The organism is Longispora fulva (assembly GCF_015751905.1).
Taxonomy (GTDB): Bacteria; Actinomycetota; Actinomycetes; order Mycobacteriales; family Micromonosporaceae; genus Longispora; species Longispora fulva.
Genome location: NZ_JADOUF010000001.1, coordinates 3,422,284 through 3,447,771, shown reverse-complemented (window position 1 = coordinate 3,447,771; position 25,488 = coordinate 3,422,284). Strand labels below are relative to the sequence as shown.

The following is a 25,488-nucleotide window of genomic DNA, read 5'->3' as shown; positions in this document are numbered from 1 at the left end:
AGCGTAATGGGCCTGCGCCACCGTCCGCTGTCCCGCTCAGGGCTCCACAGTGAACTCCCCGACCATCTCGGACGCGCCGACGGACAGCTGGAGATTGACCCCGCTGGCGTCGACCGGCTTGGGGATGGTGTCCGCCGGGAGGAAGAGCCGGCAGACCGCGGAACCCGGGCCGGCGTCGACCTGGCTGATCGCGCCGGGTCCGTCGAAGTCCTTGAAGCCCACCCGGGTCGGCGTCTCGAACTCGGTGTCGCTGAGCCCGAAACTCACCGGGAGGCCGGCGGAGACCCCGAGGCCGACCGCCGCGAACAGCAGCAGCTTCCGCTCGCCGCGGGCCACGTCCTTCAGGACGAACAGGGTGCCGCTGACGCCGATCCCCGGCTTGGGCGTGGCGGCGGACAGGGCGGTGCGGATCGTCCACTTCTTCGTCGCGGCCGGGGTGGGCGGCGGCGTCGGCCGGTCCGGAGGCTCCGGGAACCGCGCGTCGAACGTGAGCAGGACGGCGCGGTTGCGCTCCCGCCCAGCCCGGCTGGTGTTGTCCGCGAGGAACTGGCCGGACGGCGCGCCGACGTCACGGCCCAGGACCTCCGGGACCGCCCCGAACGCACCGAGCATGCTGGACACGGCGTCGGCGCGGTCCTCGCGGAGCGCGACGTTGCCGCCGGTGCGCCGGACGTCGTCACTGAAGCCGACGACCAGCTTCAGTGGCGTGACGGTGGCCGGGTCGGCCAGGCCGAAGTCGCCGACCATCGCGCGCAGCGCCGCCCGGTGTTCCGGCTTGATGAACTGCTTGTTGACAGGGAAGCCGTAGAGCAGGATGCCGTCGGGGACGCGTTCGACGTGGCCGGGGGACCGCAATGACGCGGCCTTCTCGCCGGGCTCGTAGCCGACGGTGGCGGGTGCGCGCTGGACTGCGGCGTCCGCCGGGGCTTTGGCACGCTGGACCGCTGCCGGGGCCGTCGCCCGTTGCGCTGAGGTCCGGGCCTGGGAGCCTGGGGCCGGCGTGTGACCGGCGGCCAACCGCATGGCCGCCGCGTTGCCAGCGCCCCGCTGCACGTGGTGCAGCGCGGCGGGGGTGAGCGGCCCCCACAGCCCGTGCGGGGCCCGGCCGTCCCCTGCGGCGCGCGTGGCGCGGGCCGCAGCGGTCGCCCGCGCGGCACGTTCCCCCTGCGGCGTTTCGGTCGAAAGTGTCACGACCCCACCCTGACAGGGCCGTCCGTGTCCCCGGACGGCGGCGGAGCAGCGCCCCGGACACAAGATCATGCCCCTTCGGACCGGTACCGGGGACGCCGGCATGGATACGCTCGGTCGGTGCACACCCACCCGGACGCCGTCACGGTGCTCTGCTTCGGAGACTCCAACACGTTCGGCCAGCGCGCCGAGGACGTCGACAAGGGGCGCTGGCCGATCGACGTGCGCTGGACCGGCCTGCTGCAGAACCTGCTCGGCGACGGCTACTCCGTCATCGAGGAGGGCCTCAACGGCCGCACCACGGACCTGGACTACCCCGACCGGGTCGGCCGCAACGGTCGCGCCTACCTCGTCCCGTGCCTGGAGAGCCACCAGCCGGTCGACGTTCTCGTGCTGTGGCTCGGCGGCAACGATCTCAAGCCCCAGTTCGGGCGGTCGGCCGCGGACATCGCCGCCGCGTTGGGCCGGCTGATCGACGACGTCGAGAGCACGGTGACCTATCGGCCCGACCGGCCGACCCGGATCCTCCTGCTCGGCCCGACGCCGGTCGACCCGACCCGGCCGGACTTCTTCGCGTTCGTCCCGCCGGAGTTCGCGCCCGGGCTGGTGGCGAAGGCGGAGGAGCTGCGGGCGGCGGTCCGCGCCCTGGCGGCCGAGCGGGGCGTCGGGTACGCCGACGTGGGCACGGTGGCGGGCGTCGGCGACGACGGCATGCACCTGAGCCGGGACGCGCACCCGGTGGTGGCCGCCCTGGTCGCCGGCGCGGTCACGGACCTGTTCGCCCAGGTCTGACTGTCCAGGGTCCGGTAACAGTGTGCTAACGGTTCCCGCCGGTGGTGTGCGCCGGGACGGTCGAGGGCGGTGGTGTCGGCCTGGCCGGCGGCGGCCGGCGGGTCGGGCCCCGGCGGCGCGTCGAGGAGTCCAGGGGGCCATCGTCCCAGCTCCGCGTCGGGAGGCCCCCGTGCGGGTCATCCAACACTGTCAGTGAACTAATCAGGGGTGGACTCAGGGCTATCCCTGATCCATGTCAGCTCATGGGGCTGGCATCCTGTCGGCCATGACACACGCAGTCGAACTCCGCGCCGTGCACCGGGTGTACGGGCGGGGCGACACCACCGTACGCGCCCTGGACGGCGTCGACCTGGCCTTTCCCGCCGGCACGTGGACTGCGGTGATGGGCCCGTCCGGCTCCGGCAAGTCGACCCTCCTGCACTGCGCGGCCGGGCTCGAACGGGTCACCTCCGGCACGGTCACCGTGGCCGGCCAGGACATCACCAAGGCGACGGACAGTGACCTGACGCGGCTGCGGCGTACCCAGATCGGATTCGTCTTTCAGAGTTTCAACCTGATGGGCGCCCTCACCGCCGAGCAGAACGTGGCCCTCCCGCTCCGGATGGCCGGAAAGCGGCCGCGCCGGCAGGAGATCCGCGAGATCCTCACCAGGGTCGGGCTCGGCGACCGGCTCGGCCACCGGCCCCGGGAACTGTCCGGCGGCCAGCAGCAGCGGGTCGCCCTCGCCCGGGCCATGGTCACCCGGCCGGCCGTGCTGTTCGGCGACGAGCCCACCGGAGCGCTGGACACCAAGTCGGCCAGGGTCGTCCTCGGCCTGCTCCGCCAACTCGTCGACGACGGACAGACGATCGTGATGGTCACCCACGACCCGGCCGCCGCCGCCAGCGCCGACCAGGTCGTGTTTCTGTCCGACGGCCGGATCGTCGACCACCTGACCGCGCCCACCGTGCACCAGGTCGCCGACCGCCTTGCCGGGCTCGAGGTCGCCTGATGCTGCGGATGTCCTGGCAGACGTTCCGCGACCGGTGGCAGCTGTTCGCCGGAGCGTTCGTCGCCGTCGCCCTCGGGGTGGCGCTCGTGCAGTCCTCGCTGCTGGCCCTCGTGGCCTCCGTGGATCCGCTGCTGCCTGCCGGCCTGTCCCCGGAACGCGAGGCCGCACTGCGCGACGGCTACGGCGCGGCAGGCTCACTACTGGGCATGGTGTTGTTCATCGCCGGGTTCCTCGCGATCTTCGTCGTCGGCTCCACGTTCGCGTTCACGGTCGCCCAGCGCCGCGCCGAACTGGCCACCCTGCGACTCAACGGCGGCAGCCGGTGGCAGCTGCGCCGCCTGCTCCTCGGCGAGGCCCTTATCCTCGGCCTGCTCGGCTCGGCCACCGGGGTGGCGCTCGGCGGCCCCGTGGGGAGTGCCCAACTGGCCGTCCTGCGGTCCTACGGCTTCGTCCCCGACTCGTTCGAGGCGCCCTGGCGGGGCTGGGTGCTGTGGGTGTCCGTCGGGGTCGGCGTCGGCGTCGGACTGTTCGGGGTGTTCGGCGCGTCGCAGCGGGCCGCGAAGGTCGAACCCCTCGAGGCGCTGCGCGAGACCGGCAAAGCTGGGCGGGTGATGACCGCGTCCCGCTGGGTGCTCGGCGTGCTCTTCTTCGGGTTCACCACCGCGCTCGCCGCCGCCGGCCCCAACGTGGGCCCCGACGACGCCATCGGCCTGTACCTGATGATGTGCATGACCCTCGCCGTGGCCCTCAACGCCGTCGCGCCCCTGGTCGTACCCCTGGTCGGCCGGCTGCTCGGCCTGCTCGCCCGGGGTCCGCTCGGCGAACTGGCCATGGCGAACCTGCGCGCGGGGGTGCGGCGGACCGCCTCCACGGCCGCGCCGGTCCTCGTCCTCGTCGCCATCGTCGGCGGGCTGGCCGGCTCCGTGGACACCCTGGCGGCGTCGATCCTGCGTGAGACGTCCGAGACGATCGTCGGCGAGTTGCGGGTCAGTGGGGAACGGCCGGCTGGCGTCCAGCCGGGCTCCGCGCCGGCCGGTCAGCCGGGTGGTGTGGTGGCACTGTCGGATCCGGTCGCCATCGCGCTGGCCGCCCTGCCGGGGGTGCGGACCGTGTCCGCCGAGACGCCGGTCGACCTGGGCAAGGACTTCCCGGACGGCCTCGCCGTGGACCCGGCCGCCTACCAGGCCACCCATCGCGTCGAGGTCATCTCCGGGGACCTGTCCCACCTGGACGCCGGGACCGTGGCCGCGCGGGCCAACGCGCTGCCCGGGCACACCTTCCGGGTGGGGGAGGACCTGGTGACCCCGAAGGGCACCCTGCGGATCGTGGCCGTCCTGCGCCGGGCGATCAGCGGTCCCGGCCTGCTGGTGTCCCGGGAGGTCTTCGGGCCCGGCGCGGGCAAGCCGGTGCCCGCCGGGAGTTCGGAGCCCGGCGAGGGCACCGGCGGCCAGGCGAGCGGCGGGACCGCCCCGCCCACCAGCTACTGGCTGCGGACCGACCGCCCCGACCAGGTCACCGCCGCGATCGGGAACGCCCGGCTCGGTGAGGTCACCACCCGCGCGGACTGGCTGGCGGACTTCGACCGCGACCAGCGCCGCAACAACACGGCCGCGCTGCTGGCCCTGCTCGGGGCCGGGGCGCTGTACGCGGCCATCGCCGTCGTCAACGCCGTGGTGATCGGGGCCGCCGACCGCCGCGCGGAGTTCGCCGCCGCCCGGCTGACCGGACTCACCCGGGCACAGGTGGTGCGTACGGCCCTGACGGAGAGCCTCGCCGTGGTCGGGATCGGACTGCTGCTCGGCGGGCTGTCGGCCGCCGGCACGGTGTACGGCGTCACCCGTTCGCTGGCCGTCCTCACCGGACACTGGCAGGCCGAGCCGCCGTGGGCGTTGGGCGGCGCGCTGGTCGGGGTCGCGGTGCTGCTCGTCGCCACCGCGAGTGTGGCGTCCACGTGGATGGCGACCCGGATCCCGGCGGTCCGCCTGGCCGGCTCCCGGGAGTGACCCGCCCCCGGATCTGACCAGGAGCGCCGACCGGCGACGTGCGGAACGTGTCCGCACGTCGCCGGCCGGTTCAGGCCGGTGGGGCCTGGGTGCGGCGGTAGTCGGCCACCGGTAGCCCGCCGACCCCCCAGTTCTCCAACTCCACCTCGTCGATGACGACGAACGTGGTCGCGGGGTTCTTGTCGAGCACGTCGCGCAGCAGGTCGGTCACCCCGCCGATCAGCGCGGCCTTCTGCTCGGCGGTGGTGCCGCCCTCCCGGGTGATCCGGATGTTGACGTAGGGCATCAGGACCGCCCGGTGACGTAGCCGCCGTCGACCCGGAGGATGTGCCCGGTCGTGAAGGTGGCGTCGGCCAGGTACAGCACCGCCGCCGACGTCTCGGCGACCTCCCCGATCCGGTCCATCAGGGCGAGTCCGCCGAAGCCGTCGACGTTCGGGGCGGCGGCGTGCAGCGGGGTGCGGATGATGCCGGCGGCGACGGCGTTGACCCGGATGCCGACGGGGGCCAGTTCCGCCGACAGGCTGGTGGTCAGCGCGTGCACGCCGCCTTTGCTGACCAGGGGCGCCGACGCCGGCAGGCCGGCCAGGGCGTGGTCGATGAGGACCGTGCCGATGTTGACGATCGCGCCGCCGGACCCCTGGGCCACCATCTGGCGCACCACGGCCTGGGTGGTGAAGTACGTGCTCTTCAGGTTGCCGGTCAGGTAGCCGTCCAACTCGTCCTCGGTGACGTCGAGGAAGGGCTTGGCGCCGAAGACGCCGGCGTTGTTGACGAGGACGTCGACCCGGCCGAACCGTTCGACGGCTGCCCGGACCAGGGCTTCCTGGGTGCCACGCAGGCTGATGTCGCCGGCCACCACCGCTGTGCGGTCGGGCTGGCCGAACTCGGCGGCGACGGCCTTGAGCTTGTCGGGGTCGCGGCCGTTGAGGACGACGTTGGCGCCCTGGTCGAGGAACGCCCGGGCGATGTCGTGCCCGATGCCGCTGGAGGAGCCGGTGACGATGACTGTTCTGGACATGGTTGCTTCTCCTGTGAAATATACGACCGGTCGTCTTGGAATGAGGGCAAAAAAAGAGAGCGGTACCGCTGGCTCACGCCAGCAGGTACCCGTCGAACTGGCGCCGCAGGCAGCGCTCCAGCGGGGCGAGGGTCTGGTCGATCTTCATCCGGATCACCGCGCCCTCCCATGCCTCGATCAGCATGTCCGCCAATTCCGTGGCGTCGATGTCCCCGCGCACCGTGCCCTGCGACTGCGCGTCGCCTAGCGCGTCGCGCACGCCGTCGCGCCACTCGCGGAACGCCGTCGCCAGAGCCCGGCGGCAGGCCTCGCTGCCGTCCAGCTCGCCGGCCAGGTTGGCCAGCAGGCAGCCGCCGACGAACGCGGCCTCCTCGAACTCCGCCATCTGGCGCTCGAAGAACGTGCGCAGCCCGGTCAGAGGGTCGCCGGAGTCCGCGAGGGCGTCGGTCAACTTCTGGGCGGAGCACTCCGCGTAGTACCGGATCACGGCGACCCCGAGCTCCTCCTTGCTGGCGAAGTAGTTGTAGAAGGAGCCCTTGGGGACGTTGACCTCGTCGAGGATCTGCTTGATCCCCGTGCCGTGGTATCCGTTCTCCAGGAACGCCGACGTGCTCGCCTCGAGCAGCCGCGTGCGGGTGCCGTCACTGAGCCTCGGTCGCGCCATGGGTGAAACACTACGACCGGTCGTCTTGAAATGTCAACGGATCTCGACGACGACTTCCAGATACCCGCTCGGCAGTACCAGCGTGCCGTCCCCGGACCGGTTGCCGTCCTCCAGCATCGCGGTCAGGTCGCGGGTGAACGCGATCTGCCCGACGGCGTCCAGGGCGGCGAACGCCGGAGCGACAGGTTCTTCGCGTCCGCCTGCTGGAGGAGCACGTCGAGGCCCTCCGCCTGGGCGCGGCCCAAGCTCCCGGCCAGCAGCCGCGGCACGTAGTCGGTGGACGTGACCTCGCACCAGCGGCGCGCGGCGGCGAGCGTGCCGTTGGATCCCCGAGGGGGTGCCTGAGTAGGCATGCTCAGGTGCTCTTGGGTCGCCAGTCGGGTTGGGAGCCGGGGGCGAGCGCCTGGCGGCTGCCGTCGCCGGGCAGGTAGGTGACGGTGCCCGCGCCGGAGGTGACGAGGAAGCGGCCGTTGCCGAGGGGAACCGGCGTGGCGTCCCCGTCCGCGCCGATCTGCCACGTCGTCCGCCCGACCAGGTCGTACGCCATCGAGGTCACCGGTCCGGCCTGGACCTGCCGGGTGAAGTACAGCCGGTGGGAGTCGGCCGACCACGACGGCGTGGTGGCGAACCCCTGCCGGGCCCCGCCGAAGCCCACGACAGTGGACTCCGCCCCGGTGCCGAGGTCCAGCACGCTGAGGCAGTCGTCGAAGGTGACCGAACACTCGCCGCCGGGGTACGCGAGGGACGTGCCGTCCGGCGACCACGCCACCGTGTTGGCCTCCCGGAGTTCCGACCAGCCGTCCGCGCGGCTGGCCCCGGCCCGGGCCGCCACCTGCTCGCGCGGCGCGCCGGTGCCGCGTTCCCGCCGGGTCGGGGCCGGCACGTTCGCCAGGACGACGGTCCCCTGGTGCGCCGTACCGGTCCGGTAGGCCAGCCGGTCGCCGCGCGGACTCCACGCCGCGCCACCGGCCCGCCCGTCGTGCGAGACCTGGAGGAAGGAGATGTGTCCGCCAGGGTCGGACACGTCGGCGATCCACACGTCGCCGGCGTGGGTGTAGGCGATCCGGCCGTGGTCGGGCGAGATCCGGGGCCACGTATTGCCGCCTCCGGTGGTGATCCGGAACGTGCCGGTCCGGTCGGTGAGGAAGACGTCCCCGTCCTGGGCGAAGACCATCGGCCTCGGCGGCGGGACCGACGCTCCCGCCACGGGGCCGGCCGTGCCGAGGGCGGCCAGCACGGCGACCGCCGCGCCGACCAACGGGCGGACGACCCGGCCCGACTCCCTGCGCGACGTCGCCCGCGCGCGTTTTCCCGTGGCCCCGCCACCCGTCAGCATGAGACGAGATTCTCCCAGGCCACCGGCGACCTGAGGGCGGTTACGGGTGAATTGCGAGCGGCGGCACGCCGAGTTCCCGGGCCAGCACTGCGGCTTGGACCCGGCTGCGCAGAGCGAGTTTGGCCAGTACCCGGCTCACGTGCACCTTCGTCGTCGCCTCGGCGATCGCGAGCCGCGCCCCGATCTCGGCGTTGGACAGCCCGCCGGCGAGTCCGGACAGCACCTCGCGCTCCCGGACCGTCAGCGCGTCCAGCGCCGTGGACGGCGGCGGGGCCGGCCGGCGGGCGAAGGCGGCGATCAGGGCGCGGGTCACCTGGGGGTCGATCAGGCCCTCGCCGCGCGCGACGAGCCGCACGGCCCCGATCAGTCCGTCGGCGTCGGTGTCCTTGAGCAGGAACCCGGCGGCGCCGGCCCGGAGCGCGCCGAACACGTACTCGTCGAGGTCGAAGGTCGTCAGGACCAGGACGTCGGCGATCCCGGCCAGGCGTCCGGTCGCGGCGATGCCGTCGAGGCGGGGCATCCGCACGTCCATGACCACCACGTCCGGGGACAGCCGGGTGGCCAGCGCCACGGCCTCCTCGCCGTCACCGGCCTCGCCGACCACCTCGATGTCCGGCGCGGCGGACAGCACGAGAGCCAGGCCGGCGCGCACGGCCGGCTGGTCGTCGGCGAGCACCACCCGGATCAGGTCGGCAGCCGGACCAGTACCCGCCATGCGCCCCCCTCCGGTCCCGCCTCGAACGTCGCTCCCAACAGTGTGGCCCGTTCGCGCATGCCGACCAGACCCGCGCCGCCGGACGGTACCCCGGACGACGCCCCGAGCGGGTTGTCCACCTCGACCCGCACGGCGTCGGGTTCGTACGTCACGGTCACGGTCGGCGGCGTCCCGGCGTGCTTGAGCGCGTTGGTGAGGGACTCCTGCACGATCCGGTACGCCGCGAAGTCCACCGCCACCGGCACCCGCCGGACGGTCCCGGAGGTGCGCAGGGTCGCCCCGGCCCGGTCGAGCAGCGCCGGCAGCCCGCCGAGTCCCGGCACGACCAGGTCCCCGGGCTCCTCTCGCAGGACCGCGACGAGGTGTCGCATCTCCGCGAGCCCGGCGACGGCGTTCTCCCGCACGACGCCCAGTACCCGGCGGGTCGCTTCCGGGTCGGCGGCGGGCAGGGCCAGGCCACCGGTGGCGTGCAGGGCGATGACCGACAGGTGGTTGGCGACGACGTCGTGCAGCTCACGTGCCATCCGGGACCGCTCGGCGTGCACGGCCTGGCGGTGGTCGAGTTCGGCGAGCCGCGCGACCTGGGCGGTGCGGTCCCGTTCGGCGGCGGCCTCGTCGCGGTGCTGGCGCACGATCACCCCCGACTCGACCGGCAACACCAGGACCAGCGCCGAGGTCAACCCGACCAGCGAGGCCCTGATGTCGCCGGTGACCGCGACGGCGACCACGGCGGTCCCGGCGGCGACGGCGGCCCCGGTCCACAGCAGGAGGCGGGGGAGGCGGCGGGGGCCGTGCACGGTCGCGTCGTACAGCACCTGGGTGAAGGCGAGGACCGTGGCCAGGGACGGGCCGAGTGCCTGGTCTGCGGCCGCCGCGACGGTGCCGAGCAGCACCGCCGTGACCGGCGCGACCCGGCCGAGGCCGACGGCCACCGCCATCACGGCCAGCGGCGCGAGCAGCGACCACGAAGGACCGAGCCGCAGGTCGTACGCGCCGAGCATCCACAGGCCGAACCCGCCGGCGGCCACGAATCCGGAGGTCAGGAGATCACGCCTCATCGCGACCATCACAACACGGGTACGACGAAGGAGGTACCCCGGGTTCACCGCCGCGGCCGAGGATTCGGGCGCCCGCCGCGCACAGACTGTGACCATGGTTCTCGCGATACTCGCCACCGGCGAGGTGTTGTTCCTGCTGTCTCTGCTGGCCGGGCTCGTGGCACGGTACCCGCTGCGGATGCCCCGGACCGGTGCGGCCCTGCTCCTCGCCGCGCCCGTGATCGACCTGGTGCTGCTCGTCGCCACGGCCGTCGACCTGGGGCGGGGCGGCACGGCCGGCGTCGGGCACGGGCTGGCGGCTGTGTACCTGGGATTCTCGGTGGCGTACGGCCACTCGATGGTCCGCTGGGCCGACCAGCGGTTCGCGCACCGCTTCGCGGGTGGTCCGCCCCCCGCCCGCCCGCCCCGCTACGGCACGGCCCGCGCCCTGCACGAGTGGCGCGAGTTCGGCAAATTAGCCCTGGCCTGCGTGATCGCCGCCGGTCTGCTGGAGGTCGGCGTACTGTACGTCGACGACGCCTCCCGCACGGCGGCACTGACTGGGTGGATCACGCGGATGGGGGTGGTGGTGGCGATCGGCTTCGTGTGGTCGGCGACCTACACCGTCTTCCCGAAACGCGAGAGGTCCTGAGGGGCCAGGCGCACCGACTTCCTGCCGGCAGGCCCCGCCGGCGGACCCGCCGGTCGGGCGGGACGCCGGCAGCCCTGCCGTGCGGCAGGATGGAGCCATGCCGTCGCCGTTGCAGAACCGGGTGGCCCCCACCGGCGAGATCCTCGCCGTGGACTCCCGCGGACTCCTGATGGGCAACCGCGGCTGTCTGCACGGCCCGGACCGCCGGCTCGGCGTGACCCGCTGGCGGTCGAAGCTGTGGATCTGCTGCGTGCTGGAGTGGCGGGGCTGGCGCAGGGATCCGATGCCGCCGGGCCGCTGGACGGCGCTGTTCTTCCTCGACGAGGCCACGGCCCTCGCGGCGGGTCACCGGCCGTGCGGCTACTGCCGGCGCGCCGAGTACGTGGAGTTCGTCGGGCTCTGGCAGCGCTCGCAGGGCCTGGCGGCGCGGCCGAAGGCGTTCGAGATGGACGCCCGGCTGCACGCGGAGCGGGTCGAGCCGCACACTCGCCGGCAGCGGACCCGCTCCGGCGTGTTCGGTGCGCTGCCCGACGGGGTGCTGGTCCGCCGGGACGGGCGGGTCGGCCTGGTCACGGCCGGTCGGTTCGCGACCTGGACCTTCGACGGGTACGGCTTCCCGGAGCCCGTCCCAGCCGCCGAAGTGGTGGAGGTCCTCACCCCGCCGGTGACCACGGCCATCCTGTCCGCCGGCTACCGGCCCCTTCTGCACCCGTCAGCCTGATCGTACAATAATGGTTGTTAATGTCTATTATCGCACTTAAAATAGCTTTATACAGATATTGAAAAATTCTGACCGTATAAGGGGATTGCCTTTTTTCCATAAAGGATCCCGTTAAGTCCTCGGTATGTCACGCTGGTCCAGGTACGCCACTATTCATTCGTGGAAGGTGTAACTGTCATGAAGCGGTGGATCAGCAAGGGTATCGGCGCATGCATGCTGTCGGCGGCCATTGTGGCCGCTGGCGCAGGACCGGCCCAGGCGGCGGACCACACGCCGGAAGCCGGCGTGTGGCAGATCTCGATCGGCAACAGCGGCATCGGGAACGGCAACCAGTTCTACATCGTGGTCCAGGCGCCGATCAACGTGTGCGGCATCGGCCTCGGTATCGTCGGCCTCGGCGTCGGCGCGGGGACGTGCACCAACGGCGCGTGGAACAACGTCGACTTCTAGGTCGGTCGGGAGGGCGGGCCTCAGTGGAGGCCCGCCCTCCGTCGTGCCGTGTCCCCGCGGAGGGTCATACCGGCAGTCCGTTGTTGTCCGTGTTCAGCGACTGCGGCTTGAACTTCGTCAGGAACGCGTTCAACTCCCCGGTGGCGGACTCGATGATCGTGCCGCCGTCCTGCCAGATCCCGTCGAGGTGCTGGAACTGCCCGGGCGGGTCGCCCTGGTTCATGTGCACGTCGTGCACCCCGCGCCCGGTCGTGTACGGCGCTCCGAACACGAACAGCTTGCGGCACCCGGTCAGCCGCTGCTCCAGCAGATTGAGCGCGTTGTCGGCGGTGCTCTCGACCCAGCCGAACCGCGGCGAGCGCACGATCGCGTTGAGCAGGGCGATCAGGGGGCTGGCGACGACGGCGACGCAGCCGGCCCGGCCGCGCAGCAGCGGGTCGCGCAGGTAGTCGATCGCGCCGGAGGTGGGGGTGCTGGCCAGTGGGTGCCAGCCGGGCGCGAGCGCGTGCACCGTGGCGAACAGGGCGGGGTCAAGGCCCCGGACCTCGCGGTACTGCACCGGGATCCCGCTCGGGGTCGACACGTCCACCGCGCACTCGTACTCGCCGGCGGGCGCCTGGACGTACATCTTGCCGTGGTACCACGAGCCGAAGTTGTTCGGATCCTCGCGCGCGAACCGGTTCAGGGTTCCGACCAGGACCCCGTACGCAGCCAGAGCCATGTGTCCTCCCTCGACGGGCTCCTTTCAGTATGGGCGTCAGGCCGGGTCCAGGAGCGGGATCCGGCCGGCGTCGACCAGGTCGATGACCCGGGCCGCCCCGCCCAGTGCCGCGGCGCTGTGCCCGAGGGTGGACGCCGCCAGCAGGGTGCCGCCGGAGTCGGGGGCGAGCACCCCGGACCGCAGGGCCGCGCGGGCGGAGGGGAGCAGCCAGGGGGCGAGGGGCACGTAGTACCCGCCGAGCACTATGGTCTCGGGGTTGAGCAGGTTGGCCAGCACGGAGAGTCCGCGGCCGAGCCGGTCGCCGGCCAGGTCGAGGGCTTCCAGGACGTGCCGGTCGTCGGCTCCGGCGCGGGTCACCAGGTCCCGCACGGCGGACGTGAGGTGCTCCGGGGTGGGCGGCGGCCCGCCGATCAGGGCCCCGAGGCCGACGACGGCCTCCAGGCAGCCGCGCCGGCCGCAGCCGCACGGCGGGCCGTCGGGCACGACCGGGACGTGGCCGATCTCGCCGGAGTAGCCCCGGGAGCCGCGCAGCAACCGGCCCTCGGCGATGATGCCGGCGCCGATGCCGACCTCGCCGGTCAGGTAGACCAGGTCCGGGGTGCCGGCGTGCGGGCCGTAGCGGTACTCGGCGGCCACCCCGAGGTTCGCGTCGTTGTCGACGAGGACGTCGAAGGCCCCGCCGAGTGCGTGGTGCAGGTCGGCGCGCAGGTCCACGTCCTGCCACCGCAGGTTGGGCGCGAGGTGTACGACGCCGGCCGCGTCGACCAGCCCCGGCACCCCGACCGTCACGCCGAGCACGCCGCGACCGTCCGCGCGGAGCCGGGCGATCACCCGCCGGGCGAGTGCGGCGAGCGCGGCGGTGCCGGAGGCGGGGCCGGCGGTGCCGTCGAAGGCGCGCCGCCAGGACAGCAGCCGGGTGCCGCCGACGTCCATGGCCACGGCCGTCAGGTAGTCGGCGTTGATCTCCATCCCGATCGCCGCGTACGGACTGCCGTCGACCTCCAGCATCGTCGCCGGCCGGCCGATCCGGTTCTCCGTCACCCCGGTCTCGCGGAGCAGCCGCCGGTCGAGCAGGTCGGCGACGAGACTGGAGACGGTGGCCTTGGTCAGCCCGGTGGCGGCGGCGACGTCGGCCCGGGAGCAGGGTGCGTGCGCGCGGACGAACCGCAGGACCACCACGAGGTTGGTGGTCCGCACGTCGGCGACGTCGGCCGGCCGGGGACCGGACTGCTGGGTGATCACGGCCCAACTCTAGCGGCCGTTGACAGCTCGGCATATCCGCCTTAAGTTTAAAGTCAAAACTAAGTCGGAGGACGTCATGGCGCTGAGTCCCACCCCGGAAGACAAGTTCTCGTTCGGCCTGTGGACGGTGGGCTGGCAGGCGCGCGACCCGTTCGGGGACGCCACCCGCCCGGCCGTGGACCCGGTCGAGGCCGTGCACCGGCTCGCCGGACTAGGGGCCTACGGCGTGACGTTCCACGACGACGACCTCGTCCCGTTCGGCAGCACGGAATCCGACCGCGACGCCCGGATCGCCCGGTTCCGCAAGGCGCTCGACGCCACGGGCCTGGTCGTGCCGATGGCCACCACGAACCTGTTCACCCACCCGGTGTTCAAGGACGGCGCGCTGACGAGCAACGACAGATCCGTTCGGAGGTACGCGCTGCGCAAGGTCATGCGCAACCTCGACCTCGCCGCGGAACTGGGCGCGCACACGTACGTGTTCTGGGGCGGCAGGGAGGGCTCGGAGACCGACGCGGCCAAGGACGTCGGGGCGGCCCTCGACCGGTACCGGGAGGCGCTGGACACCCTCGCCGCCTACACGGTCGAGCGCGGCTACGGGCTACGGTTCGCCCTGGAACCCAAGCCCAACGAGCCGCGCGGCGACATCCTGCTGCCCACGATCGGCCACGCCCTGGCGTTCGCGTCCACACTCGACCACCACGGGATGGTCGGGGTCAACCCGGAGGTCGGCCACGAACAGATGGCCGGGCTGAACTTCGTGCACGGCATCGCCCAGGCCCTCTGGCAGGGCAAACTCTTCCACATCGACCTCAACGGCCAGCGCGGCATCCGGTTCGACCAGGACCTGGTGTTCGGCCACGGCGACGTGCTCAGCGCCTTCTTCCTCGTGGACCTCCTCGAACACGGCGGCCTGGCCGGCGGCCCCCGGTACGACGGGCCGCGGCACTTCGACTACAAGCCCGGCCGTACCGAGGACATCGACGGCGTCTGGGCGTCGGCGGCGGCGAACATGCGCACGTATCTGCTGTTGCGTGAACGCGCCCGGTCCTTCCGCGCCGACCCGCAGGTCCAGGCGGCCCTCGCCGCCAGCCGGGTCGCCGAGCTGGCCGTGCCGACCCTCGCCCCGGGAGAGACCACCGCCGACCTGCTCGCCGACCGCACAGCCTGGGAGGACTTCGACCTCGACGCGGCGGCCGGGCGCGGTTACGCCTACACCCAGCTCGAACAGCTCGCCGTCGAACATCTGCTCGGCGCGCGATGACGCTCGTCGCCGGGGTCGACTCCTCGACCCAGTCCTGCAAGGTCGTCGTGGTCGACGCGGCCACCGGCGCGGTGCTGCGCTCCGGCCGGGCTCCGCACCCCGACGGCACCGAGGCGCACCCTGACGCGTGGCGGGCGGCCCTGGACCGGGCGGTCGCCGACGCCGGCGGCCTGGGCGACTGCACCGCGGTGTCCGTCGCCGCCCAGCAGCACGGCATGGTGTGCCTGGACGGCGACGGCGGCGTGGTCCGGCCGGCACTGTTGTGGAACGACACCCGCTCGGCGGACGCCGCCCTGGACCTGATCGCCGACCTCGGTGGGCCCGGGGCCTGGGCCGAGGCGGTGGGCAGCGTTCCGGTGGCCTCGTTCACCGTCACGAAGCTGCGCTGGCTCGCCGAACACGAGCCGCAGTCCGCCCGGCGCACGGCCGCCGTGTGCCTGCCACACGACTGGCTGACCTGGCAACTCACCGGCCGCCCCCGCCGGTCCGGCGACCACTGGGAACCGACGCCGGCCGGTTCCGGTTCCGGTTCCGCGCCCGGCCGGGTCGGGCCGCCCGTCGGCGGGGCCGAGCTCAGCACCGACCGGGGCGACGCCAGCGGCACCGGCTACTACTCGGCGGCCACCGGCCGCTACCGCCCCGACCTCGCGGCTCTTGCCCTCGGCCACCTCCCCGACCTGCCCCGCGTGCTCGGCCCGGCGGAGTCCCCGGGCGCGACGCCCGACGGCCTGCTCCTCGGCCCCGGCACCGGCGACAACGCCGCGGCGGCGCTCGGCCTGGGCGCGCGCCCCGGCGACGTCGTCGTCTCGATCGGCACGTCCGGCACGGTTTTCGCCGTCTCGGCCACCCCGACGGCCGACCCGACCGGGGCCGTCGCCGGTTTCGCCGACGCGACCGGCCGACACCTGCCGCTGGTGTGCACCATGAACGCCGCCCGGGTCCTCGACGCGGCGTGCGCGCTCCTGGGCGTCGACCACACCCGACTGTCGGACCTGGCGCTGTCCGCCGCGCCCGGGGCCGGCGGCCTGGTCCTCGTGCCGTACCTGGCGGGGGAACGCACCCCCGACCGACCCGACGCGACGGGCTCCGTGCACGGGCTGACCCTGGCCACCGCCACCCCGGCGCACCTCGCCCGGGCCGCCGTCGAGGGGCTGCTGTGCGGGCTCGCCGACGGTCTCGACGCCCTGGTGGCCTGCGGGGTCCGGGTGGACCGGGTCCTGCTGGTCGGCGGCGGGGCGGCTTCCGAGGCGGTCCGCCGGATCGCGCCAGCCGTCCTGGGTCGGCCCGTCGTGGTGCCGTCACCGGGGGAGTACGTCGCGGTGGGCGCGGCCCGGCAGGCGGCCTGGAGCCTGGCGGGCACGCCCGACGCCCCGGTCTGGGCGGACCCGGGCAGCCTGCTGTACGAGGCGGACCCGACCCCGGCCGTCCGGCACCGGTACGCGGAGGTCCGCGACCTGGGCTGACCGGATGCGGTCCGCCGGAGCCGGATGAGCGTTACTTCTGCAGCAGCCGTCGCGCCACCTCTTCCGCGACCCTGCGTTGCAGGTCCGCCAGCTCCTCGTTGCTCAGCGTCCTGGGGTCGCCGACCGGCGGCGGGGCCTGCTGGGCCGGCTTGCTGCCGCACCGGATCGGCCGGCCGTCCGCGGTCCGCAGACAGGTCGCCTCCAGGCCCTGGAGCTGGCCGTTGCCCACCACCCGGTAGCGCAGCGCCTGCTCGCTGCCCGTCGTCGCCACCCAGCTGTCGCCGCCGGTCGGGATCACCTCGAACACGGTGTCCTGGTTGTAGCAGCACGCGTCGGGGTAGTCGGCCTTGATCCGCGCGACGATGGCGGCAGGGGAGGCCCACGTCGGTTCCAGCCGGTACACGGTCAGCGGCGCCAGGCCCGCGCCGCTGTGCTGGGCCGGCACGGTGGACACGGCGACGACGGAACTGGCCGAGCCGGGCGGGGTCAACGGCGTCACGTACACCGGGCCGCTGTGGTCGGCGCGGTTCAGGGTGAACTCCGACTCGTTAGCGCCGTTGGCTCCGTCGTCGGAGGCGTCCCAGCCGGAGCGGTCGAACCACCAGTCGGCGAAGCCGTGCAGGCCGTGGGTGGCCTCCCGCTGGCGCTTGGCGAGACTGATCGGGTACGTCGGCCCCGGGATCCCCCGGGTGTCGGTCGTGACCGTCACCTGCCCGGTCCGCCCGTCGTACACCGCGACACCGGCCGGCCGCTCGGTGACCACCAGGATGCCGACCTGCCGTTTGAGGGGCACGACGACCTTGGGCACGTCCCCGTCGCAGTACACGTAGGCGTCCTTGGCCGTGAACGCCACCCACCGCTTCTTCGTGGAGATCAGCCGGCCGAGGTTGTGGCCGAACGAGCCGCCGATCCGCGCGTCGGCCGCGGCGTCGAACCGGCACTTGCGCGTGTCGTGCCCGGGGCCCTCGACGGCGATCTCCTGGGTGACCCCGACCTCGTAGCCGGCGAGCCAACCGCGCTTCTCCACCAGGGTGGCGAACCGCGCGACGTCCGGCAGGTACGTCACGTCGGAGATGTCGCCGGCCACGTCGCCGAGACTGGGCCCGGCCTGGGCCTTGCCGACCACGTACGGCGCCCGGGCCTCCAGGTCCGGCAGCCGCTCGGTCACCACCCGGGTCGCCGCCGCGTACGTGCGGTCCTGGTCGTAGAAGGTGTGCGTGATCCACCAGCACGCGGCACCGACGCCGATCAGCAGCCCGAGGGTGCCCACGAACTTCCCCGCGCCGTCGGCGTTCTCCCACCGGTGCAAAGCCACCCTTCGGGCGGCCGTGACCGGCGCAACGACGCAGGCCGCGACGAGCAGGGCCGCGGCGAGGAACGGCGTGAACTTGCGCAGCTCCCACACCACGAGTGTCGAATAGTAGGTGCTGATCCAGACGAGGAGGTCGGCCAGCAGGACGGGGATGCCGATCCAGAGCAGGATCCGACCGGTACGAGAGGCCACAGCGTTTCCTCCAGGGTCCACAGAGGATGATGGTCCCCCGAGTATGCCGCCGGGGCGCAACCCCGGGCGGCGACGCGGGACCGCCGCCGGACGTCCCGCCCGGTCCTCGGCGGACCGGCCCGCCACACTTCCTGTGGCGGGCCGGCATCCGTCAGACGGTCCGGACCGTCTCGTTCTCGGCGAACCGGGCCGCGTGCAGCACCAGGGTCACGGCCAGCCACGCGACCCCGGCCCCCATCAGCAGCAGCCCCGGCGGGAAGGTCACGGCGGGCAGCACCCCGCGCAGGGCGACCGGGACCGCGCCGAGGACATAGACGGCGATCGCGCCCCGGGGGATGCCGCCGGCCCGCCACAGTCCCGCGCCGAGCACGATCGCGCCCAGCAGGAACACGATCGACGACGCCTTGAACACCCCGCCGGTCAGGCCGTCGACCAGCTCCTTGATCTGGTCCTTGGACAGCTCCGGGAAGACCAGGTTCAGGATGAACTCCACCCCGAGCAGGCCGGCCATGCCGAGGGAGTTGAGCACGTACCCGGCGGCTCCGAGCGCTCCGGCCCTGCGGCGGGCGGCCAGGAACAGGCCGGTGATCAGGAACAGGCCGAACGCCTCGGCCAGCGGCGCCAGGACGTGCGTGACCGCGATGTCGTCCGGGATCAGGCCGGCGCGCCGGGCGGAGTTGAGGACCAGGATCGCGGCGGAGGACAGGCCCGACCAGCCGGCCAGTCGATACAGGGTGCGCAGGGACATGGGTTTCTCTCCATCGAGGGGTGCGAGCTGCTATAACGGTTGTAATAACGTATGTCATAGACGCCCGGTGCCGCGCGTTCGGACCGGCCCTGTAATGATTCCGAAAGATGTCGAAGGGGGACCGCGTGGCCGACAGCGACGACCTGCGCGACCAGTTCATCGATGCCGCGTTCCGGGTCGCCGCCGAGCACGGGCCGGCGGGCCTGACGGTGCGCCGGGTCGCGGAGGCCGCCGGCGCGTCCACGATGGGCGTCTACAGCGGGTTCGGCGGCAGGACCGGCATGCTCGGGGCGCTCTACGCCCGGGCGTTCGAGCTGCTCAGCGCCGCGATGGCCGCCGCGGCCCGCACCGGGGACGCCCTGGCGGACGTGTGCGCGCTGGCCGACGCCTACCGCGACTTCGCCGTGGACAGCCCCAGCCGGTACGCGTTCATGTTCGAGCGGTCCGTCGTGGACTTCGACCCCGGCCCTCAGCTGCGCGCCCGGGCGCTGGACAGCACCTTCGGCCAACTGCGCGCGGCCGTCGCCGCAGCCGTGCCGCCCGACCGGGTCGAGCGGACCGCCTACCTCGTCTGGGCGGCGATGCACGGCATGGTCGGCATCGAGCTGACCCACCGCGACCGCACGGCCCTGCCGGACTGGTCCATCGCCGAGGACTGGCCGGGCGTGTACCGCGAGGGCGTGCGCGCCGTCTGGCACGGCCTCGCGGCGCGGTGACCCGGGCCGTCCCCGGTCGCCGGCTGGCTGGCCCGGTGGCCGGACCTCGGCGTTTCCCCGAATCGGCCACCGGCCCCGTGCCGGGCGGTTAGGCTCCGTACCCGTGGAAGAACGGGGCGGCTAGGCGTGCGGCGGGCGTACCTCCTGGTGTCCGTCGGCCTGATCGCCGCGTACCCCCTGCTGCCGTCGGGGGCCCGCACGGCGGCGCTTCTGGTGGTCACCTGCTCCGCCGTACCGCCCGTCCTCGTCGGCCTGCGCCGGGCCCGCCTCGTCGACCGCCGGCCGTGGCGGCTGCTCCTCGGCGCGCTCGTCGTGCTCAACCTCGGCAACCTGACCCGGCAGCTGACCGGCCTGACCCTGGCGGGGCGGCTGTTCGACGCGGTGGGCAACGCGCTGATGCTCGTCGCCGTCCTCGCCGTGGTGGTCCGGCGCGGCCGCAACGACGTCGGCGGCCTGATCGACACCATCATCGTCTCCGCCACCCTCGGCGGCCTGCTGTGGGACGTGGTCCTGCTGCCCCGGATCGCCGAGGAGCACCCGGCGGCGGAGGCGTCGACGTTCGCCACGGTGTTCGTCCTGGCCGGTGTCCTCGGCGCGCTCGTCCGCCTGCTCCAGACGGCCGGCGAGCCGATCCCGGCACTGTGGCTGCTCGTCGGGGCCCTCGCCCTGTCGCTGACCGGCAACGTCATTCTGGAACTGCGCGACACCGGGCCGGTCGCCGTCGGCGCGGAGATGATGTTCATGGCCGCGTACGTGGCCCTCGGACTCTTCGGCCTCGACGGTTCCGCGCACCGGCTGGCCCGGCTCGGCCACGCGCCCGACGACACGCTCACCGGCGGCCGGCTGGCGTTCCTTGGCGGGGCGCTGGCGGCGCTGCCCCTGGTCGGCGGCGGCCGGCAACTGCTCGGCCAGCCGGTGGACGGGCTGCTGCTCGTCGCGGGCGCCGCGGCCATCACGCCGCTCGTGATGTGGCGGATCGGCCGGCTGTCGGCCCAGCGGGCCCGGGCGGAGCAGGCGCTGCGCTACCAGGCCGCGCACGACCCGCTGACCGGCCTGCCGAACCGCCGCGAGTTCGTCGCCCAGCTCCGCGCCGAACTGCGCCGGCCGGGCGGCCTTGTGATCCTGTTCTGCGACCTCGACGGGTTCAAGGCGGTCAACGACCGGCTCGGCCACCCGATCGGCGACCGGCTGCTGGTGGAGGTCGCCCGCCGGCTGGGCGGGTGCGTGCGGGCCGGCGACCTGGTCAGCCGGTTCGGTGGCGACGAGTTCCTGGTGTTGTTCCGCGACGCCGGCCGGGCCGACGTGGAGCGGCTCAGCGCGCGGATCGTCCGGGCGCTGCGCGATCCGGTGGACCTCGGGGTGGAGTCGGTGCCGGTCTGGGCGAGCATCGGCGCGGTGATCCGGACCGGGGCGGAGTTCGACGTCGCGGCCGAGGACCTGATCCGGCGCGCGGACGAGGCGATGTACGCCGCCAAACTCGACAGCGAGTCGACACCCGGGGTGCGGGTCGTCTCCGCGTAGAACGCCACCATTGTACTGTTTTCGGTGGAGGATCCAGCCACGACGACCCTGAGGACACCGGATGCGTAAGCTCACCTACTTCGTCGGGACCACCGTGGACGGCTTCATCGCGGGCCCCGAGGACCAGGTCGACCACTATGTGGTCAGTCCAGAGGTCGTCGGGTTCCTGTCCACCGAGTACCCCGAGACCCTGCCGACCCATGTCCGCTCGGCGCTCGGTGTGGACGCCCCCGGCACGCGGTTCGACACCGTGGTGATGGGCCGGCGCACGTACCAGCCGGGGCTCGACGCGGGCTTCACCAGCCCGTACGGGCACCTGCGGCAGTACGTGGCGTCGAGTGAGGCCGAGAGTCCCGACCCGGCCGTCACGTTCACGGCCGATCCGCTGGCCACGGTGCGCGCGCTCAAGGCGGAGGACGGGGCGGGGATCTGGCTGGCCGGCGGCTCCGGGCTCGCCGGCGCGCTGTTGTCGGAGATCGACGAGCTGGTGGTGAAGGTCTACCCGGTGGTGTCCGGCACGGGGGTGCCGCTGTTGTCCGCGGCGTTCCGGCCCTCCGTGCTGCGGCTGACCGGCAACCGGCAGCTCGGCGACGGCACGGTCGTGCTCAGCTACGCGCTGCGCTGACCTCGGCGCGTGCCCGGCGCCGGCAGCCCAGGTCGTACACGGCGCCGGTGTCGCTGGTCGCGGTCAGGGCGGCGGCGAGGAACAGTAGCTGGTTGAGCAGGTACAGGAACACCAGCAGCCCCACCGACCCGGCCATCACCTGGTACGCGGGGTTCGCCACGGTGGCACCGACGTACAGCCGACCGACCGTCTTGAGGCCCTCCAGCCCCACGGCCACGATCAGCGCGGGCCCGGCCACCCGGCCAGGGGTCATCCGCAGCCGGGGGACTCCGACGAGCAGCGCCGCGGCGAGGACCGCGTTGACGGCCACCCCGAGGATCACCGCCAGGCCGGCGGACGCCCAGCCGGCGGCGTGCGGGACCAATGCCCGCAGCAGCGCGTTGGTGCCGAACTGCACGCCCAGGGACACCGCCAGCAGTACTCCGAGGCCGGCGAGGACGGCCAGGTCCAGCGCGTACCGGACGGGGATGCTGCCGGGGTCGCGCGGCAGCCGCCAGATCGCACGGATCGAGGAGCGGGTGCTCTCCACCCACCACAGGCCGGCCAGCACGAAGCCGGCCATCGCGATCGCGCCGACCCGGCCGCTGGCCGCCAGGAGTCCGTCGACCTGCACCCGGGGCAGGTTCGCGACGACGAACTCGCGCACGGCGTCGCGGACCTGCGGCACGTCGCCGAACAGCACGCCGGCCATGGCCAGGCCGAACACCGTCAGGGCCAGTACCGCGAAGAAGGAGTAGTAGGTGACTCCGGCGGCGAGCAGGCCGGCCGAGGTGTCGCTGTAGCGGCCGAGCGCCCGGACCAGGTGCCTGACCCGACCGTGCCCATGAAGCTGAATCCACCATCGCATGGTCGACCGTTACCCGGTACCGGCCGTCGTTACTCACGCGCGGGCAGGCTCCGGGTGGCCGGACCCTGCAGTACGTGCCCGTCGGTGCCGAACCGGGAACCGTGGCACGGGCAGTCCCAGGTGGTGTCGGCGGCGTTGAACTCGACCGTGCACCCGAGGTGGGTGCAGACCGCCGACAGGGCGTGCCGCCGGCCCTCCTCGTCGGTGTAGACCGCGACCTTCTCCCCGTCCACCTCGGTCACGGCCCCCTCGCCCGGCGCGGGCGCGCCGGTGCCGGCATGGCCGCGGAACCTGCTGCCCAGCGTCGCGACGGCGGTGCGGACGTTCTCCGTCACGAACCGCGCGGCGCTGGCCACCGGGGTGATCCGGTTGCTGTTGAACACCTTCGCCCACGGGTTGTCCCGGCCGTTGACGGCATCAGTGACGATCAGGGCTGCCGCCGTGCCGTTGGTCAGCCCCCACTTGCGCAGCCCGGTGATGACGTACACGTGGTGTGCCGTCGGGCTCATCAGGCCGACGTAGGGCAGGCCGTCGAGCGGGATGCCGTCCTGGGTCGACCACCGGTGGCCGATCGTCGGCACGCCCAGCCGGTCGTGCGCGAAGGCCGCCAGGTGGCCGTACCGTTCGGCGGCGTCCCCGCCCCGCGACACCCGGTGGCCCTCCCCGCCGGCGAGCAGCCACGTCGCGCCGTCGACCACGGCGGACAGGATCGAGCGCATCGGCTCGTCGGCGCTGATGAACGTTCCGTCCAGCGGCGGTCCGTCGACCCGGCCGGCGACCAGGTAGGAGCGGTGCGGGTGGCAGCGGGTCTCGAACAGCCCCTGCCCGCCGTAGGGCAGGTTGGTGGCCACGACGACCGCGCGGCACCGGACCGTGCCCCGCCCGGCCGCGACCACGCAGGGGGTACCGTCGTGCGGCTTGTCCGCCACGGTCTCCTCGTACACCGCGCTGCCGTCGCCGTGCACCGCGTGGGCGAGCCCCTGCAGGTACCTCACCGCGTGCAGCTGGGCCTGGTCGGCGCACCGCACCGCGCCCCGGACGGCGAACGGGAGCGGCACGTCGGTGGTGAACTCCGCCGGCAGTCCGAGCCGGGCGGCCAGCTCCGCCTCCGCGCGCACGGCCGTGACGGCGTCCTTGGACTCCGCGTAGGTGTAGTTGGCCACCCGGCGCAGGTCACAGTCGATGCCCTCGTCGGCCACCACCTGGGCGACGTGTCCGACGGCGGACTGGTTGGCCGCCGCGTACACCCGGGCGGTGTTCTCGTTGTGGCTGGCGCGCAGTTCGGTGTAGACGAGCCGGTGCAGGGCGGTGACCTTGCCGGTGGTGTGTCCGGTGACGCCGGTGCCGACCCGGGCGGCCTCCAGGACCGCGACGGTGCGGCCGGTGCGTTTGAGGGCCAGCGCGGTGGTCAGGCCGGCGATCCCGCCGCCGATGACGGCGACGTCGACCTCGACCTCGCCGACCAGCGGCGGATAGTCCGTGCCGCCGGCGGTGGCCACCCAGAGGGAGACCGGTTCGCCTTCGAGCCGTCGCGCCATCGCCCTCACCTCATTCGCCGACGCCCAGGGCCGTCAGCAGCACCAGCACGACCGTCGTGACGGCGAACAGCCCGTGGCCGTAGACCAGGGCGACCGGGAAGCGTGCCTCCGGGGTCGATTGGGCCCGGCTGCGCCGCCAGCGCAGGAACATCACGTCGCCGAGGGTCGCGACGAGGACGAGCAGCCCGAACGCCACCCAGGTCAGGGCGTCCTTGTCGACGATCAGGTAGATGATCCACACCACCAGTCCGGACGCGGCGAGCAGGAAGTGGCCGAAGATCAGCGGTGGGACGAGGCGGGTCGGGGTGCCGCCCGCCGCGCGGACGCCGCCCCCGGCCAGCCACATGCCGAGCATGCTGACGCCGAGGACTGCCGTGACGAGCCAGGTGATGAGTGCTGCGACGGCCATGGTCAGTCCTTCTTTCGAGGGTGGAAGCCGGTGGCCTGGGTGTCCTCGTCGGCGACCCGGACCCCGTAGTGGAAGGCGAGCCTGCCGCCGAGCAGGCCGGAGACCCCGAGCCCGGCGAGGCAGGCGGCCGACAGCACGATCAGCCCGGTGGGCACGGCGCGGCCGGCGTCGCGGAGCAGGAAGCTGATCAGGTACGCCACCGTGATCGTCAGGTTCAGTCCCATGTGCACCAGGGCGGTGCCGAACACCCGGGTACCGGTCGGGATCGCGAAGAGGTCGAGGAATCCGACCATGGCCGCGGCGACCGCCCCGAGGACGCCGATCGCGATCAGCCAGCGCGAACCCGTCGACAGTGCCGCGGCGTCGGCGGACACCAGGCGCGAGCCGACGTCGAAGACGAGGCTGGCCACCCATGCCCCGATCGGCACGGTCACCAGGATCGGGTGGAACGGATGGCCGTAGGGCCCGGCGAGTCTCGTGACCGGGTGTTTGGCCTGGCGCATGCCGTCCATCGACACCTCTCCAGAATATCGCTAACCGGAGTTGGTTATATCGCCATCATGACCCCGCGCCCCGGGATTTTCAATAGCCACGGTTAGCGTTATTCTCGTACCGTGATCACAGCCTGGGAGGCCACCGCCGTCCTCGTCGACCCGGTTCGCCGCGCGCTCTACGACCACGTCCGCGCCGTCCGGGTGCCCGTGAACAGGGAGGACGCGGCCTCGGCCGTCGGGGTGTCCCGGAGCCTCGCGGCGTTTCATCTCGACAAACTCGTCGACGCCGGCCTGCTCGCCGCCCGGCACGAGGCACCGCTGGACAGGCCGCGCGCCCGGGGTCGGGCCCCGAAGGTCTACGAGCCGTCCGGTGTCGAGGTCAGCCTGACGATCCCCGAGCGCCGGTACGAACTCCTCGGCGACATCCTGGCCGAGGCCGTCGCCCGGCAACCCCACGATGCGGCGGACGCCGCCCGGCGGATCGCGCACCGGCACGGCGCGGGGGTCGGGGAGGCGGCACGGCCCACGCCGGTCGTCGCGGTGCTGGCCGGGCTCGGGTTCGAGCCGGCGGAGGACGCCGGGGGGATCGTGCTGCGCAACTGTCCCTTTCACCGGCTCGCGGTGCGCGAGACCGACCTGGTGTGCGGGATCAACCTGTGCTTCGTGGCCGGGATGCTCGACGGACTGGGCGAGACCGGGCGCGAGGCGCGACTCGACCGCGGTCCGGACACGTGCTGCGTGCGCGTGACCGGCTGCTGACGCGCGGCCCGTCGTTGAGCTGCGGGCGCCTGCGGGTGTCCGGGTTGGCGTGGTCATCGGCACCTGAC

At 73.3% G+C, this 25,488-nt stretch carries 28 protein-coding genes; 12 read left to right on the top strand and 16 right to left on the bottom strand.

The window, feature by feature from the left end:
- Window positions 1-36: 36 nt before the first annotated feature.
- On the bottom strand, window positions 37-1,191 hold the full coding sequence (locus IW245_RS15160; RefSeq protein WP_197003820.1) for an OmpA family protein: 1,155 nt from the start codon (window positions 1,189-1,191) through the stop codon (window positions 37-39).
- Between the two features lie 117 nt (window positions 1,192-1,308).
- Between IW245_RS15160 and IW245_RS15155 the strand changes: the two genes are divergently transcribed.
- The 3 genes from IW245_RS15155 to IW245_RS15145 all read left to right on the top strand — a co-directional run bounded on the left by IW245_RS15155 (window position 1,309) and on the right by IW245_RS15145 (window position 4,974).
- Window positions 1,309-1,980 (top strand): GDSL-type esterase/lipase family protein, encoded by a 672-nt coding sequence (locus tag IW245_RS15155; RefSeq protein WP_197003819.1) that lies wholly within the window; start codon window positions 1,309-1,311, stop codon window positions 1,978-1,980.
- Window positions 1,981-2,245: 265 nt separating this feature from the next.
- The gene (locus tag IW245_RS15150) at window positions 2,246-2,971 is read left to right on the top strand and encodes an ABC transporter ATP-binding protein (RefSeq protein ID WP_231398812.1); all 726 of its coding nucleotides are present in this window, start codon (window positions 2,246-2,248) and stop codon (window positions 2,969-2,971) included.
- Window positions 2,971-4,974: an FtsX-like permease family protein gene (locus IW245_RS15145; RefSeq protein ID WP_197003817.1), complete on the top strand. Its 2,004-nt coding sequence runs from the start codon at window positions 2,971-2,973 to the stop codon at window positions 4,972-4,974. The genes IW245_RS15150 and IW245_RS15145 overlap by 1 nt, the downstream gene beginning before the upstream one ends.
- A 70-nt stretch (window positions 4,975-5,044) precedes the next feature.
- Here the strand turns inward: IW245_RS15145 and IW245_RS15140 are convergent, their stop codons facing one another.
- The 7 genes from IW245_RS15140 to IW245_RS15110 all read right to left on the bottom strand — a co-directional run bounded on the left by IW245_RS15140 (window position 5,045) and on the right by IW245_RS15110 (window position 9,767).
- The gene (locus IW245_RS15140) at window positions 5,045-5,260 is read right to left on the bottom strand and encodes a tautomerase family protein (RefSeq protein WP_197003816.1); all 216 of its coding nucleotides are present in this window, start codon (window positions 5,258-5,260) and stop codon (window positions 5,045-5,047) included.
- A complete protein-coding gene (locus IW245_RS15135) occupies window positions 5,260-5,994 on the bottom strand; it encodes an SDR family NAD(P)-dependent oxidoreductase (protein ID WP_197003815.1) in 735 nt (244 codons plus the stop codon). The genes IW245_RS15140 and IW245_RS15135 overlap by 1 nt, the downstream gene beginning before the upstream one ends.
- Before the next feature lie 73 nt (window positions 5,995-6,067).
- Window positions 6,068-6,658 carry a TetR/AcrR family transcriptional regulator gene (locus IW245_RS15130; protein ID WP_197003814.1) on the bottom strand — a complete coding sequence of 197 codons (591 nt, stop codon included), beginning with the start codon at window positions 6,656-6,658 and terminating at the stop codon, window positions 6,068-6,070.
- A gap of 122 nt (window positions 6,659-6,780) precedes the next feature.
- Window positions 6,781-7,011: a class I SAM-dependent methyltransferase gene (locus IW245_RS15125; protein ID WP_197003813.1), complete on the bottom strand. Its 231-nt coding sequence runs from the start codon at window positions 7,009-7,011 to the stop codon at window positions 6,781-6,783.
- 2 nt (window positions 7,012-7,013) lie between these two features.
- Window positions 7,014-7,994: a TolB family protein gene (locus IW245_RS15120; protein ID WP_197003812.1), complete on the bottom strand. Its 981-nt coding sequence runs from the start codon at window positions 7,992-7,994 to the stop codon at window positions 7,014-7,016.
- A gap of 40 nt (window positions 7,995-8,034) precedes the next feature.
- A complete protein-coding gene (locus IW245_RS15115; RefSeq protein ID WP_197003811.1) occupies window positions 8,035-8,709 on the bottom strand; it encodes a response regulator in 675 nt (224 codons plus the stop codon).
- Window positions 8,679-9,767, bottom strand: a complete 1,089-nt coding sequence (locus tag IW245_RS15110) for a sensor histidine kinase (RefSeq protein ID WP_197003810.1) — start codon at window positions 9,765-9,767, stop codon at window positions 8,679-8,681. Before IW245_RS15110 ends, IW245_RS15115 begins: the two co-directional genes overlap by 31 nt.
- A gap of 94 nt (window positions 9,768-9,861) precedes the next feature.
- On the opposite strand from IW245_RS15110, the gene IW245_RS15105 reads away from it, so the two are divergent.
- The 3 genes from IW245_RS15105 (at window position 9,862) to IW245_RS15095 (ending at window position 11,569) form a co-directional block, all read left to right on the top strand.
- Window positions 9,862-10,398, top strand: coding sequence for a hypothetical protein (locus IW245_RS15105; protein WP_197003809.1), 537 nt, complete (start codon window positions 9,862-9,864; stop codon window positions 10,396-10,398).
- A 97-nt stretch (window positions 10,399-10,495) separates the two neighbouring features.
- Window positions 10,496-11,119, top strand: coding sequence for a hypothetical protein (locus tag IW245_RS15100; RefSeq protein WP_231398810.1), 624 nt, complete (start codon window positions 10,496-10,498; stop codon window positions 11,117-11,119).
- Window positions 11,120-11,296: 177 nt separating this feature from the next.
- Entirely contained in the window at window positions 11,297-11,569 is a 273-nt protein-coding gene (locus tag IW245_RS15095; protein ID WP_197003808.1) for a hypothetical protein, read from the top strand.
- 64 nt (window positions 11,570-11,633) lie between these two features.
- Here IW245_RS15095 and IW245_RS15090 read toward each other — a convergent pair whose 3' ends face one another.
- Window positions 11,634-12,290 (bottom strand): DUF2278 family protein, encoded by a 657-nt coding sequence (locus IW245_RS15090; RefSeq protein ID WP_197003807.1) that lies wholly within the window; start codon window positions 12,288-12,290, stop codon window positions 11,634-11,636.
- 36 nt (window positions 12,291-12,326) lie between these two features.
- Window positions 12,327-13,532, bottom strand: coding sequence for an ROK family transcriptional regulator (locus IW245_RS15085; protein ID WP_197003806.1), 1,206 nt, complete (start codon window positions 13,530-13,532; stop codon window positions 12,327-12,329).
- A 76-nt stretch (window positions 13,533-13,608) separates the two neighbouring features.
- Here IW245_RS15085 and xylA point away from each other — a divergent pair, with 76 nt between their 5' ends.
- Together xylA and IW245_RS15075 are read left to right on the top strand one after the other, a co-directional pair.
- Entirely contained in the window at window positions 13,609-14,796 is a 1,188-nt protein-coding gene (gene xylA / locus IW245_RS15080) for a xylose isomerase (RefSeq protein WP_197003805.1), read from the top strand.
- A complete protein-coding gene (locus IW245_RS15075; protein WP_197003804.1) occupies window positions 14,793-16,259 on the top strand; it encodes a xylulokinase in 1,467 nt (488 codons plus the stop codon). Before xylA ends, IW245_RS15075 begins: the two co-directional genes overlap by 4 nt.
- A 31-nt stretch (window positions 16,260-16,290) precedes the next feature.
- Here the strand turns inward: IW245_RS15075 and IW245_RS15070 are convergent, their stop codons facing one another.
- Both IW245_RS15070 and IW245_RS15065 read right to left on the bottom strand, forming a co-directional pair.
- Complete coding sequence (locus IW245_RS15070) at window positions 16,291-17,763, bottom strand: hypothetical protein (RefSeq protein ID WP_197003803.1); 1,473 nt, start codon at window positions 17,761-17,763, stop codon at window positions 16,291-16,293.
- A 151-nt stretch (window positions 17,764-17,914) separates the two neighbouring features.
- The gene (locus IW245_RS15065; RefSeq protein ID WP_197003802.1) at window positions 17,915-18,511 is read right to left on the bottom strand and encodes a hypothetical protein; all 597 of its coding nucleotides are present in this window, start codon (window positions 18,509-18,511) and stop codon (window positions 17,915-17,917) included.
- Window positions 18,512-18,636: 125 nt separating this feature from the next.
- Between IW245_RS15065 and IW245_RS15060 the strand changes: the two genes are divergently transcribed.
- The 3 genes from IW245_RS15060 to IW245_RS15050 all read left to right on the top strand — a co-directional run bounded on the left by IW245_RS15060 (window position 18,637) and on the right by IW245_RS15050 (window position 21,373).
- Window positions 18,637-19,227: a TetR/AcrR family transcriptional regulator gene (locus tag IW245_RS15060; RefSeq protein ID WP_233473023.1), complete on the top strand. Its 591-nt coding sequence runs from the start codon at window positions 18,637-18,639 to the stop codon at window positions 19,225-19,227.
- Window positions 19,228-19,353: 126 nt separating this feature from the next.
- Window positions 19,354-20,748 (top strand): GGDEF domain-containing protein, encoded by a 1,395-nt coding sequence (locus IW245_RS42210; RefSeq protein ID WP_197003800.1) that lies wholly within the window; start codon window positions 19,354-19,356, stop codon window positions 20,746-20,748.
- Between the two features lie 61 nt (window positions 20,749-20,809).
- Complete coding sequence (locus tag IW245_RS15050) at window positions 20,810-21,373, top strand: dihydrofolate reductase family protein (RefSeq protein ID WP_197003799.1); 564 nt, start codon at window positions 20,810-20,812, stop codon at window positions 21,371-21,373.
- Here IW245_RS15050 and IW245_RS15045 read toward each other — a convergent pair.
- The 4 genes from IW245_RS15045 to IW245_RS15030 are packed head-to-tail and all read right to left on the bottom strand — an operon-like array spanning window position 21,354 to window position 24,679.
- Window positions 21,354-22,220 carry a YihY/virulence factor BrkB family protein gene (locus tag IW245_RS15045; RefSeq protein ID WP_197003798.1) on the bottom strand — a complete coding sequence of 289 codons (867 nt, stop codon included), beginning with the start codon at window positions 22,218-22,220 and terminating at the stop codon, window positions 21,354-21,356. The two genes, IW245_RS15050 and IW245_RS15045, sit on opposite strands and share 20 nt — an antisense overlap.
- Window positions 22,221-22,249: 29 nt before the next feature.
- Window positions 22,250-23,758: an FAD-dependent oxidoreductase gene (locus IW245_RS15040; protein ID WP_197003797.1), complete on the bottom strand. Its 1,509-nt coding sequence runs from the start codon at window positions 23,756-23,758 to the stop codon at window positions 22,250-22,252.
- Between the two features lie 10 nt (window positions 23,759-23,768).
- A complete protein-coding gene (locus IW245_RS15035) occupies window positions 23,769-24,167 on the bottom strand; it encodes a hypothetical protein (protein WP_197003796.1) in 399 nt (132 codons plus the stop codon).
- A gap of 2 nt (window positions 24,168-24,169) precedes the next feature.
- The gene (locus IW245_RS15030; RefSeq protein WP_231399710.1) at window positions 24,170-24,679 is read right to left on the bottom strand and encodes a DUF2231 domain-containing protein; all 510 of its coding nucleotides are present in this window, start codon (window positions 24,677-24,679) and stop codon (window positions 24,170-24,172) included.
- Between the two features lie 102 nt (window positions 24,680-24,781).
- On the opposite strand from IW245_RS15030, the gene IW245_RS15025 reads away from it, so the two are divergent.
- Window positions 24,782-25,420, top strand: coding sequence for a helix-turn-helix transcriptional regulator (locus IW245_RS15025; RefSeq protein WP_197003794.1), 639 nt, complete (start codon window positions 24,782-24,784; stop codon window positions 25,418-25,420).
- Window positions 25,421-25,488: the final 68 nt, after the last annotated feature.